The 12,593-nt window shown below is 67.7% G+C and carries 7 protein-coding genes; 4 read left to right on the top strand and 3 right to left on the bottom strand.

All coding sequences use genetic code 11. The features are described from left to right. The first annotated feature begins 11 nt into the window (after positions 1–11). Genes ttcA through ABR323_RS09400 form a run of 3 tightly spaced genes read left to right on the top strand, consistent with a single transcriptional unit; the run spans position 12 to position 2,689 of the window. The gene (ttcA, locus tag ABR323_RS09410) at positions 12–908 is read left to right on the top strand and encodes a tRNA 2-thiocytidine(32) synthetase TtcA (RefSeq protein WP_439449091.1); all 897 of its coding nucleotides are present in this window, start codon (positions 12–14) and stop codon (positions 906–908) included. 36 nt (positions 909–944) lie between these two features. Next, complete coding sequence (locus ABR323_RS09405) at positions 945–1,850, top strand: recombination-associated protein RdgC (protein WP_135271834.1); 906 nt, start codon at positions 945–947, stop codon at positions 1,848–1,850. A 59-nt stretch (positions 1,851–1,909) separates the two neighbouring features. After that, positions 1,910–2,689: a M48 family metallopeptidase gene (locus ABR323_RS09400; protein ID WP_439449090.1), complete on the top strand. Its 780-nt coding sequence runs from the start codon at positions 1,910–1,912 to the stop codon at positions 2,687–2,689. A gap of 362 nt (positions 2,690–3,051) precedes the next feature. Here the strand turns inward: ABR323_RS09400 and ABR323_RS09395 are convergent, their stop codons facing one another. After that, entirely contained in the window at positions 3,052–3,918 is an 867-nt protein-coding gene (locus ABR323_RS09395) for a methylglyoxal synthase (RefSeq protein ID WP_439449089.1), read from the bottom strand. A 167-nt stretch (positions 3,919–4,085) separates the two neighbouring features. On the opposite strand from ABR323_RS09395, the gene ABR323_RS09390 reads away from it, so the two are divergent. Next, positions 4,086–6,494: an ATP-binding protein gene (locus tag ABR323_RS09390; RefSeq protein WP_439449088.1), complete on the top strand. Its 2,409-nt coding sequence runs from the start codon at positions 4,086–4,088 to the stop codon at positions 6,492–6,494. Here ABR323_RS09390 and ABR323_RS09385 read toward each other — a convergent pair. Beyond that, a complete protein-coding gene (locus tag ABR323_RS09385; RefSeq protein WP_439449087.1) occupies positions 6,480–7,925 on the bottom strand; it encodes an FAD-dependent oxidoreductase in 1,446 nt (481 codons plus the stop codon). The two genes, ABR323_RS09390 and ABR323_RS09385, sit on opposite strands and share 15 nt — an antisense overlap. Before the next feature lie 120 nt (positions 7,926–8,045). Continuing rightward, complete coding sequence (gltB, locus tag ABR323_RS09380) at positions 8,046–12,500, bottom strand: glutamate synthase large subunit (RefSeq protein ID WP_439449086.1); 4,455 nt, start codon at positions 12,498–12,500, stop codon at positions 8,046–8,048. Between the last annotated feature and the right edge of the window lie 93 nt (positions 12,501–12,593).

Below are 12,593 nucleotides of genomic sequence, written 5' to 3'. Positions count from 1 at the left end.
AGAATGGACCGATGACCGCCGTGATTTCCCTGCCCGATCCTTCGCAGCGCGCTTCGCGTGATCCACGCGTGGCCGGGCCGGGGCTGGACAGGCTGGGCAAGCGCCTGCGCCGCCAGGTCGGCCAGGCCATCGCCGACTTCGGCATGATCGAAGCGGGCGACAAGGTCATGGTCTGCCTGTCCGGCGGCAAGGACAGCTACACCCTGCTGGACCTGCTGCTGCAGCTGCAGAAAAAGGCGCCGGTGCCGTTCGAACTGGTTGCGGTGAACCTGGACCAGAAGCAGCCCGGTTTCCCCGAACATGTCCTGCCGGAGTACCTGGCCGCGCTGGGTGTGCCGTATCAGATCATCGAGCAGGACACCTACTCGGTGGTCAGCCGGGTCATCCCGGAAGGCCGCACGATGTGTTCACTGTGCTCGCGCCTGCGCCGGGGCGCGCTGTACAACCACGCCAAGGCGCATGGCTTCACCCGGATCGCGCTGGGCCATCATTGCGACGACAGGGTGGCTACGTTGTTCATGAACCTGTTCCACCATGCCAAACTGGCTGCCATGCCACCGAAGCTGCTCAGCGACGATGGCCAGCACGTGGTGATCCGCCCGCTGGCCTACGTGCGCGAGCACGATATCGCCGAGTATGCGCAGGCCCGCCGTTTTCCGATCATTCCCTGCACCCTGTGTGGCAGCCAGGAGAACCTGCAGCGTCGGCAGGTCGGCCTGATGCTCAAGCAGTGGGACCAGGACCATCCGGGCCGTATCGAACAGATCGCACGCGCCATGGCTGATGTGCGGCCAGTGCAACTGGCCGATGCCACGCTGTTCGATTTCAAGGCCCTGGGCCGTAGCGGGCACGCGGCGCATGCCGATGCCTGGCTGGCCGACGCAGTCCCCGAGACGCCTGCCGTTTAAGGTCGGGCGCCCTTCTACTTCAGACACCGGAATTCCATGTTCTTTCGCAACCTGACGTTCTTCCGTTTCCCGACCACCACTGATTTTTCCGAAGTCGACACCCTGCTGCCGCACGCCCTGCTGAAGCCGGTCGGCGCACTGGAAATGAATTCGCGCGGTTTCATTTCGCCGTTCGGCCGCGAGGAGAAGGAACTGCTCTCCCACCGCATTGCCGAGCACCTGTGGCTGACCGTGGGCGGCGAGGACAAGATCCTGCCGGCAGCGGTGGTCAACGACCTGCTCGAGCGCAAGCTGGAGGAGATCGAAGAGAAGGAAGGCCGCCGTCCGGGTGGCCGCGAGCGCAAGCGCATGAAGGACGACCTGCTGCATGAACTGCTGCCGCGCGCCTTCGTGAAGTCCTCGCGCAACGACGCCTTCATCGACATGCAGCACGGCTACGTCGCGGTCGATACCTCCAGCCGCAAGACGGGCGAGTACTTCATGTCCGACATCCGCGGCCTGCTCGGCAGCTTCCCGGCGATGCCGCTGAACGCCGAAGTCGCGCCGCGTTCGATCCTGACCGGCTGGATCGCTGGCGAGCCGCTGCCGACCGGGCTGATTCTGGGCGAAGAGTGCGAGATGAAGGACCCGGTCGAGGGTGGCGCGGTGGTCAAGTGCCAGCACCAGGAACTGCGCTGCGACGAGATCGACAAGCACCTGGACGCCGGCAAGCAGGTGACCAAGCTGGCGCTGATCTTCGAGGACAACCTGTCCTTCGTCATCGGCGACGACCTGATCGTGCGCAAGCTGAAGTTCCTCGACGGCGCCCTGGACCAGCTGGAGCATGCTGACGAAGACGGTCGCCGTGCCGAGTTCGATGCCCGCTTCGCCCTGCAGAGCGCCGAGATCCGCCGCCTGTTCCTGTTGCTGGAAGAAGCCTTCAAGCTCAGCAAGGCTGACTGAACAGGCAGCCCGACGGCCGCCGGTCATCCGGCGGCCCGAAGCAGCGCTATGCTGGTCGCATGAGCCGTCTGCTGCGCCGCCTGATCAGCCCGACCCCGCCCGCCACCGTACAGCGCGACACCGTTCGCCTGCGCCTGGAGGATGCCGAGATCGAGGTCCTGCGCGTGCGCGATCCGCGTGCGCGCCGGATCAAGCTGAGCGTGGACGAGCGCGGCGCACGGTTGACCCTGCCGCCGCGCGCAAGCCTGGTGATGGGCGAGCGCTTCCTGGAACAGCACCGCGACTGGCTGGCGCTGCAGCTGCGCCAGTACCAGGGCCAGGGACTGCCGGCACCCCTGCAGCCGGGCGAAGCCGGCGTGCTGCCACTGCGCGGCGAACTGTTGCCGCTGCGTTGGCAGGAAGGTCGCTACGCACGGCTGGAGATCGACGACCACGGCGCCTGCGTGCAATGGCCGAGCCGTGGCGGCGATGCGACCCTGCGGCGCCTGCTGCGCGAGTTCTACGAAGCACAGACCCGCGCCGATGTCGGCCGCTGGCTGCCGAAGTACCTGCCTTCCCTCCCACGCGCACCCAGCCGCCTGCGCCTGAAGGTGATGTCCTCGCAATGGGGCTCACTGGCCCCCGATGGCAGCATGGCATTGGACCTGGCCCTGGTGCTCGGTCGTTCGGAAGCGTTCGAGTACGTGCTGGTGCACGAGCTCTGCCACCTGATCCAGGCCAACCACTCGCCCGCGTTCTGGCAGGAAGTGGAACAACGCTTCCCCGCATGGCGCGAACAGCGCGATTACTTCCAGCTGGAAGGCCGGCGACTGAAGGCCATGCTGCGGCAACTGCTGTAGCGCCAGCGCTACAGCAGTTGCCCACGCATTCTTCCTCTACCCCCGCCTTCGGCGCGCCCCTTCAACAGAAGGGGCTTCACTCCAGAGAGGCGGCGGCGCAGCCGAGCATGGCTCGGCTCTACAGAAGAGCGCGCGCAGCGCGCGACCCGCTCCTGCTCTTCTTTCTCTCTTCCGTGGTGAGCACGGAAACTGTCCGTGGCCGGGCGGGGTGGGTTGCGCAGGGGCGTGAGCCGCATGGATGCGGCGACCGAGCTTACAAGGACGTACTTGCAGCGACCCCTGCGTAATCCACCCCGCCCGGCCAAGCACGGCTTCTGATTTGAACGACCCACCACGAGGGGCTCAGCCGTTGGCCGAAACCCTCACCTCGCCCGCAACGCCGCCGCCGTCGCCCACCGCGCCGCCACCCGTGGCGCCGTAATACACACCGCCTGATCGGTCACCGTCGTCACCGCGCGTTCCAGCAGCTGGATGTCCGCCTCGTGCTGGCGCGCCACATGCGGATCCTCGAAGAAGATCGCGCGCTGGCAGCGCCCCTCCAGCACCCGGTCGGCAATCTGCGCGTCGCCACCCATCGGGCCGCTCTGGTAGCGCGTCACCCACGGTGTGTCGCTGGGCCAACCGCGGCTCCAGGCCAGCTCATTCAAGCGCTGGCCGGTGGTACCGGTCGCTACGCGCTCACCGAACCGGGCCAGCACATCGAAGTGCTCATCGGCGAAGGCCAGCATCGCCGGCTTCATCGCATCGTGCGCGATCAGTGCCAGCGTCTGCTGCTCGAACGCATGCAGGTCGTCGGCGCCGCCGTCGGCGGCCAGGCCGGCGTGAATACGTTCGACCTCGACCCAGTCGCGCGCCGTCGCCACGGTCGAAATGAACGGCTTGCCGTGGATCACGCACTGTCGCTTCAGCGCGGTCGCTTCCGGGAACACCGAGGAGGGATCGACCGGATCGATCAGATAGATCGCGCCATCCAGGGTCCGCTCCGGGCCCATGCCGACCACCTCGGCAACCAGTTTCATCAACCCACCTTCGCGGCCATAGGGATAACGGTGCAGGCCGTCGTATCCGGCCAGGAAGCCATGCCGTTCGATCGCATCATGGGTGCGCCCGACCGCGTGCAGCGATACACCGAGTTCGCGCAGACCGGGCTCACTGGCACGCAGCCAACGGAACAGGGCGGCGCGCACGTCGTGGTGGTGAAGACGGTTGGCAGCCAAGCCGATACGCATCGAGAGCTCCGCAGGTACGGGTGAAGGCGGCAGTGTATGTCGCTATTTGCTTTTCTGGAGGCTTTTGCAACTTTCTTCATTGCCGCCCGTCCGCACGTCGATAGCGTGTCAGGCAGCGGTACCGCTGCGCGGCCGTTTCTTCCGCCTGCGAGATGAGGACGCCCATCGTGAACGCCGCTGGCCTCCCTGCAGCTGTTGCTGTCATGGCCTGCCTGATGTTGCCCGCAGCCGCATCTGCCGGTGGCTGTGAGACTCCGCTGCGCATTGCCTGGCCCGCTGATCGGGCGCCGTTGTCGTCTGCCGTCGAGGGGCAGCCGGATGGGCTCAGCGCGACATACCTGAACCTGCTGGGTGAACAACTGCCGCTGCAGGCGCAGCCGCTGCCCGCCACGGCGGTCGCCGAAGGCGTGTTGCCGCCCGCCACCCAGGCGCTGCTGGGCTGGCCGCGCTCGCAGCTGCCTGCCGGCTGGGTGGCCAGCGCACCGTACCTGCAGTTGCCGCAGGTGATCGTGCGCCGCGCTGACGCGCCGCCGCTGTTGGGGCTGGACGGCCTGCGCGACCGCGCGGTGGCCAGTCCCGACCGGTTGCCGTTGACGGTGTTGCTGGCCGAGCAGGCACCGGGCGCACAGCTGCTGCCGCCGGCATCGCTGGATGACGCGCTTTCGCTGCTGGGCACCGGTCTGGTCGATGCGGTGATCGCCAACCTCGGTGAGGTCGAGGCCGCGCTGCGCCGCTACCAGGGGGATCTGCTGGTGATTGCCGCGCCCGCCGGATTCGACGATGCACTGGTGCTCGCCACCACACCCGCCTGTGCCGGCGTCATCCCTGGCTTCGAGCGCGCCCTGTCACAGCTGACAGACACGCAACGCAGCGCCATCCGCACGTTATGGTTGCCGTATCAGCCACGCAACCCGCCGTCATCATCCCCCCTGCGTTGGCTGGTACCCGCTTCGCTGATCCTGATGGGGCTCACACTGGTCTATGCCTTCGGCTACTGGCGGGTGCACCGCGAAAGTGCAAGGCGTCGCGTAGTCGCGCAGCGCCTGCAGGAAGTCACCGCCAACCTGCCGGCGGTGGTCTACCAGGCACGTCGCACCGCCACCGGCCAGTACAGTTTTCCGCAGATCGCCGGCGATGTGCAGTCGCTGTTCGGGATGAGCGTGGAAACCGCGCGGGTCGATCACCCGCGGCTGCTGGCGGCGGTGCATCCCGATGACCGCAATCGGGTGATGGACTGTATCGAAGCGGCCGCATTGGCCCGTGCACCGATCGACGTCACCTTCCGTACGCGCTCGCCGCAGGGCTGGCGCTGGGTGCATTCGCAAGGCCGAACACTGGCGTGCGACGACAGCAACGTCGAGTGGAGCGGCTACTGGATGGATGTCACCGAAGTGCACTCACGTACCCAGGCGCTTGCAGACGCACGGCGTGAGGCCGAGCAGGCGGCAGTGGCCAAGACCCACTTCCTGGCAACCATGAGCCACGAGATCCGCACGCCGATGAGCACGCTGCTGGGCATGCTCGAACGATTGGCCGGCAGCGATCTGGACCGTCGCCAGCAGCAGGTGCTGGCGACCGTTGGTGATGCGGCGCGGATGTTGCGGCAGATCCTCGACGATGTGCTGCACAGCCAGCGCCTGCAGCCGGTGCCACTGCAACTGCGGCCCACTGACCTGGCGGCGCTGCTGCGGTCGGTGCAGCAGCTGCTGCTGCCGGTTGCCGCCAGCCGTGGGCTGTACCTGCAGATCCATCTCGACCCGGCACTGCAGGCCGGATCGCTGGCCGACGGCCTGCGCCTGCGCCAGATCCTGTTCAACCTGGTCGGCAATGCGCTCAAGTTCACCCTGCATGGCGGGGTGGAACTACAGGTGCAGGTGCTGCAGCAGCACGCACAGGGGCAGCGGCTACGCCTGCAGGTGAGCGACAGCGGCGTGGGCATCAGTGAGGAACGGCAGCAGGCGGTGTTCGCGGCCTACACCCAGGCCGAGACCTCGACCACACGCCGCTTCGGTGGCAGTGGACTGGGCCTGGCGATCTGCCGTGAGCTGGCAGCGTCGATGGGCGGAGCGCTGCAGCTGCGCAGCACGGCCGGCGAGGGCACCACGGTGTGGTTGGAGCTGGACCTGGGCACCTGCGAGCTGCCTGCGGGCGCAGCATCACCTGCAATCGACGAGGAACCACCGCTGCCGCCGGCACGGGTGCTGGTGGCTGAAGACCATCCCACCAACCTGTATCTGCTGGAGCAGCGCCTGCACGACCTGGGGCTGCAGGTGCATGCCTGCGCCGATGGCGCTCAAGCCCTTGAGGCCTGGCAGTCGCAGCCGTTCGAACTGGTCATCACCGACTGCCACATGCCGGGCATGGATGGCTTCGCGCTGGCACGGGCGATCCGTGCCGACACCTGCCAACACCGCGCGCAGGTACCGATCATCGCGCTCACTGCCAGCGTGCTGGAACGTACCCGCGAGGCCTGCCGCGACGCCGGCATCCAGCACTTCCTGGCCAAGCCGGTGGAGCCGCGCGAACTGCGCGCACTGCTGGCGATGCTGCTGGCGCCGGTCTCAGTGCGCCAGTAGCCGGACGATGCTGGCGGCGGCGTCGCGGCCTTCCGCCACTGCGGTCACTACGAGGTCGGCACCGCGCACCGCATCACCGCCGGCGAACAGGCGTGGATGGGAGGTCTGGAACGGCAGCCGGTCCTTGCCGCCGGCCACGATGCGGCCGTTGGTCTGGCCCTCCACGCCGTGCTCGGCCAGCCAGGTGGGCACGGTCGGCGAGAAGCCGAAGGCGATGATCACCACGTCGGCCTCCAGCAGCGATTCGCTGCCTTCGATCGGCACCGCGTTCTGGCGGCCGTTGGCATCGGGTTCGCCCAGCCGGGTTTCGACTACGGTCACGCCGATCACCTCGTCATCGGCGCCGGCTTCGATCGACAGCGGCTGGCGGTTGAACAGGAAACGCACGCCCTCTTCGCGTGCATTGGCCACTTCGCGCGCGCTGCCGGGCATGTTGGCTTCATCGCGGCGGTAGGCGCAGGTGACCTTGGCCGCGCCCAGCCGCACCGCGCTGCGCACGCAGTCCATGCCGGTATCACCACCACCGAGCACCACCACGCGCTTGCCGTTGAGGTCGGGCAGGGCGATGGTGTCTTCCCAGCCGGCGATCGGCCGGCCCTTCGGATCATCGCCGCCGACGATGCGGCTGTTCTGCACCAGGAACGGCAGTGCCGGCAGCACGCCCTTCAGGTCCTGGCCGTCCAGGCCACCGTCGGTGTAGCGGTAGGCGCCGGTGCCGAGGAACACCGCATCGTGGGTATCCAGCAACTGCTGCAGGCTGACATCGCGGCCGATCTCCACGCCCAGGCGGAACTGCACGCCCATCCCTTCGAGCACGTCGCGGCGGCGGCGGATCACATCCTTGTCCAGCTTGAAACTGGGAATGCCGAACTGCAGCAGCCCACCCACCTGCTCATAACGGTCGTAGACCACGGCGGTGATGCCGGCATGCGCGAGCCGGTCAGCGCACGCCAGCCCTGCGGGACCGGCGCCGATGATGGCGACGGTGTGGCCGGTGGCCTGCACGGCCGCCATGTCCGGCCGCCAGCCGGTCGCCAGTGCGGTATCGACGATGTACTTCTCCACCGCCCCGATGGTCACCGCGCCGAACTCTTCCAGCGTGCAACTGCCTTCGCACAGGCGGTCCTGCGGGCACACCCGGCCGCACACTTCCGGCAGCGGGTTGGTGCTGTGGCACAGCGTGGCCGCTTCGTGGATGCGGTTCTCCTGCACCAGCTGCAGCCACTGCGGAATCGCGTTGTGCACCGGGCACTTCCAGCTGCAGTACGGGTTGCCACAGTCCAGGCAGCGGCCGGCCTGGTACTGCGCGTCCTCCTTGCCGAATTTTCCGTACAGCTCGCCCCAGTCGCCGGACGTGCGCAGTTCCACCGGAATGCGCTGCGGCATGGTGCGGGGCAGGTCGAGGAACTGGAAGGCGTGCTTGCGGCTCATGGCGGGCTCTGTGGTGTTTTGCGGTTGCCGGCCAGCGGCCGGCACTACGTGATCCTGGGATGCCGGCCAGCGGCCGGCACTACGTGATCCTGGGATGCCGGCCAGCGGCCGGCACTACCGTTACGCGGCGCGTCGCAGGGTTTCGGTCAGCGATTCGATGCTGGCGGCCTTGGGTTTGACCAGCCAGAATTTGCCGATGTAATCGCGGAACTCGTCGAGGATCTGCTGCGCCCAGATACTGCCGGTCAGTTCGCGGTGGCGGCCGATCAGGCGGTGCAGGTGCTGGCGGTAGTTCTCGAAGCCTTCGGCGGATACGCGATGGATGTCGATCAGCTCGTGGTTGTAGCGGTCGACGAAATCGCGGTCCACGTCCAGCACGTAGGCCAGGCCACCGGTGAAGCCGGCGCCGAAGTTCAGGCCGACCTTGCCCAGCACCAGCACCACGCCGTCGGTCATGTATTCGCAGCAGTGGTCACCGGCACCTTCCACTACCGCCAGCGCGCCGGAATTGCGCACGGCGAAGCGCTCGCCGGCACGGCCGGCAGCGAACAGCTCGCCACCGGTGGCGCCGTACAGGCAGGTGTTGCCGATGATGGCGGTACTGCGTGCCTCGAAGCGCGCGCCACGCGGTGGGCGCACCACCAGGCGGCCGCCGGCCATGCCCTTGCCGACGTAGTCGTTGGCTTCGCCTTCCACTTCCAGGTGCAGGCCGCCAACGTTGAAGGCGCCGAAGCTCTGCCCGGCACTGCCGCGGAAGCGCAGTTCCAGCGGCGATTCGGCCATGCCCTGGTTGCCATGCGCGCGTGCCACCGCGCCGGCCAGGCGGGTGCCGATGCTGCGGTCGGTGTTGTGGATCAGGAAGCGATGCTCGCCACCACGCTTGTGTTCGATGGCCGCCGCCAGCAGGCCATCCATCTGCGTGGCCAGGCTGTCCGGCGATCCGTACAGGCGCTGCGCGGCGCAGTGGCTGCCTTCGTAACGGGCATCGGCCAGCAGGCGCGACAGGTCCACGCGCACGCCTTCGCGTGGCGCGGCCTCGATCTGCCGCAGCAGGTCGGTGCGGCCGACGATCTCTTCCAGCGAACGCGCGCCCAGGTAGGACAGCCAGCCACGCACTTCCTCGGCCAACAGGCGGAAGAAGTTCTCCACGCGCTCGGGCTGGCCGGTGAAGTGGTTCTCGCGCAGGCGCTCGTCCTGGGTGGCCACGCCGGTGGCGCAGTTGTTGAGGTGGCAGATGCGCAGGTACTTGCAGCCCAGCACGATCATCGGCGCGGTGCCGAAGCCGAAACTGTCGGCGCCCAGCAGCGCGGCCTTGACCACGTCCAGCCCGGTCTTCAGGCCGCCATCGGTCTGCAGCAGGGTGCGCCCGCGCAGGTCGTTGGCCAGCAGCGCCTGATGTGCTTCGGCAATGCCCAGCTCCCACGGTACGCCGGCATAGCGGATCGAGCTGACCGGCGAAGCACCGGTGCCGCCGTCATGGCCGGAGATGGTGATCAGGTCCGCACCGGCCTTGACCACGCCCGCAGCAATCGTGCCGACGCCGGCATGGCTGACCAGCTTCACCGACACCAGCGCGGTCGGGTTGACCTGCTTGAGGTCGTAGATCAGCTGCGCCAGGTCTTCGATCGAATAGATATCGTGGTGCGGCGGCGGCGAGATCAGGCCAATCCCGGGACGCGCATAGCGCAGGCGTGCGATCAGCTCGTTGACCTTGTGGCCAGGCAGCTGGCCGCCTTCGCCGGGCTTGGCACCCTGCGCGACCTTGATCTGCAGCACTTCAGCGTTGACCAGATACTCGGCGGTAACGCCGAAGCGGCCCGAGGCCACCTGCTTGATCTTGCTGCGCTTGTCGGTGCCATAGCGCGCCGGGTCTTCGCCACCTTCGCCGGAATTGCTGCGGCCACCGAGGCGGTTCATCGCAATCGCCAGTGCCTCATGCGCCTCGGGCGAAAGCGCACCGAGGCTGATCGCTGCGGTATCGAAGCGCGGGAACAGTGCGCTGGCCGGAGCCACCTCGTCCAGCGGTACCGGCAGGGCCGCCGGCACCAGCTCCAGCAGGTCGCGTAGTGCCGACGGTGGTCGTGCGTGCACCGCATCGCAGTACTGCTGCCACGCACGCGCATCGCCGCTGCGCGCTGCGCGCTGCAGGGTGGTCACCACATCCGGGTTGTACATGTGGTATTCGCCGCCGTGCACGTACTTCAGCAGGCCGCCGACATCGACGCCCTGCTGCGCATCCCACGCCTGCGCGCACAGTTCGCGTGCATCGGCATCCAGGCGGGCGAAGCCGGCACCCCCGATGCGCGAAGCGGTATCGGGGAAGCACAGGTCCACGACTTCCGGTTCCAGGCCGATGATCTCGAACAGCTGCGCGCCGCGGTAGCTGGCCACGGTACAGATGCCCATCTTCGAGATGATCTTCGAAAGGCCCTTGTACACGCCCTTGCGATAGCGGCGGCCGATCTGCGACTGCTCGCCGCCCTTGCTGAGCTTGAGGATGCCGCGGCGGCCCAGGTCGAACAGGGTCTGGTAGGCCAGGTACGGATAGACCGCGGTGGCGCCGAAGCCGAGCAGGCAGGCCATGTGGTGCGGATCGCGCGCGGTGCCGGTCTCGACGATGAGGTTCACGTCGCAGCGCAGGCCCAGGCGCGAGAGGTGGTGGTGGATGGCGCTGGTGGCCAGCAGGGCATGCACCATCGGCCGCCCGGCCACCGGGTAGCGGTCGGACAGCAGCAGCATCACCATGCCGTCGCGTGCGGCCTGCTCGGCCTCGGCGCAGATGCGCTCGATGCCGGCGCGCAGGCCCTCGTCTTCACTGTAGGACAGGTCGAGCAGGCGGTTGGCCTGCACGTACTGGTCCATCTTCAGCAGCTGGCGCAGCTTGCGTTGGCTCAGCACCGGCGAATTGAGGATGACGTGGTTCACCGTCTCCGGGCCGGCATGGAAGATGTTGGTCTCCCTGCCGAGCTGGGTGGACAGGGACATCGCGCAGTCTTCGCGCAGCGGGTCGATCGGCGGGTTGGTGACCTGCGCGAAGGCCTGGCGGAAGTAGTCGTACAGCGGACGGCTGCGCTGGCTCAGCACCGCCATCGGCGTGTCGTCGCCCATCGAGCCGGTGGCTTCCTGTTCGGTCTCGGCCAGCGGCCGCAGCACCTGCTCCACTTCCTCGCTGCTGAGCTGGTACAGCTTGTGGTAGCTGCGCAGGGTGCCTTCGTCGAAGGGCTCTTCCACCAGCGACGGGTCGATCAGTTCGGTCTGCAGGTAGGTCACGCCCTGCTGCAGCCACTGCTTGTACGGCGCGCGGCCACGGTTGATGCGGTCCACCGCGTCGGAGTCGAGCAGATCGCCACGCTTGAGATCGATGGCTATCATCTCGCCCGGGCCCAGCTTGCCCTTGCGCACCACGCGCTCGGTCGGTACTTCCCACACGCCCGCTTCGGAGGCGACCAGGAAGTGGCGGTCGGCGGTCAGCATCCAGCGCGCCGGACGCAGGCCGTTGCGGTCCAGCGTACACACCGCATAGCGGCTGTCGCAGGCCACGATGCCGGCCGGGCCGTCCCACGGCTCGCTGTTGAGGCCATGGAATTCATAGAACGCCGCCAGGTCCGGGTCCTTGAACTCCAGCGACTGCGTAGCCGGAGGCACCAGGATGCGCAGCGCCTGGATCAGCTCCATGCCACCGGCGACCATCAGCTCCAGCATGTTGTCCAGGCTCTGCGAGTCAGAGCCGTGCATGGAGATGACCGGGTCGAATTCACCGATATCGAAGCGCGGCGTTTTCCACACCTTGCTGCGCGCCTGCGCCCAGCGACGGTTGCCTTCGATGGTGTTGATCTCGCCGTTGTGCGCGAGCATGCGGAACGGGTGCGCCAGCGGCCAGCGCGGCAGCGTGTTGGTGGAGAAGCGCTGATGGAACACGATCGCACTGGAGGCCAGTTCGCGGCGCTGCAGGTCCAGGAAGAAGCGGCTGAGCTTGTCCGGCAGCACCATGCCCTTGTAGCTGATCGCGTTGGGGCTGAGGGTGGTGACGTAGTAATCGGCATGCTCGCGCAGCTGCTGCTCGCTGCGGCGGCGGGCCAGGAACAGGGCCAGCGCGAAGCCGCCATCGTCCTGGCCGACGCCGGCGTCGACGAACACCTGCTCGATGCGCGGCAGCGTGTCGCGCGCCAGCTGGCCGCAGACGCTGTCGTCGGTGGGCACCTCGCGCCAGCCAGCGACCTTGCAGCCCACCGCTTCCACCTGCGCCTGCAGCTGTGCGCGGCAGGCCTGCGCGGCTTCGGCATCGTGCGGCAGGAACACCAGGCCGGCGGCGAAGCGTGCGGAGACTGCGATGCCGGCCTCACTCGCCAGCAGTTTCAGGAACGCATCCGGGCGGCGCAGCAGCAGGCCGCAGCCATCGCCGGTCAGGCCGTCGGCGGCGACGCCACCACGGTGGGTCATGCGCGAAAGCGCGGCGATGGCGGTATCAACCAACAGGCGTGATGGTTGATCGTCGAGCTGGGCGACCATGCCAAATCCACAGGCATCGCGCTCGGAGCGCGGGTCGTAAAGCCCTTGGCGGTTGCGGGGGGCCATCTCTACCTCGATGCGGGATGAATTGAACGGGGACACTCAAGCCCGCCCAATCCCTGGAGCGCATCGTGAGGCCACCGGATGCCTCGACTAGAT

Source organism: Stenotrophomonas sp. ATs4 (assembly GCF_051861585.1).
GTDB lineage: Bacteria > Pseudomonadota > Gammaproteobacteria > Xanthomonadales > Xanthomonadaceae > Stenotrophomonas > Stenotrophomonas maltophilia_AS.
This window is presented reverse-complemented; position numbering and strand designations above follow the sequence as displayed.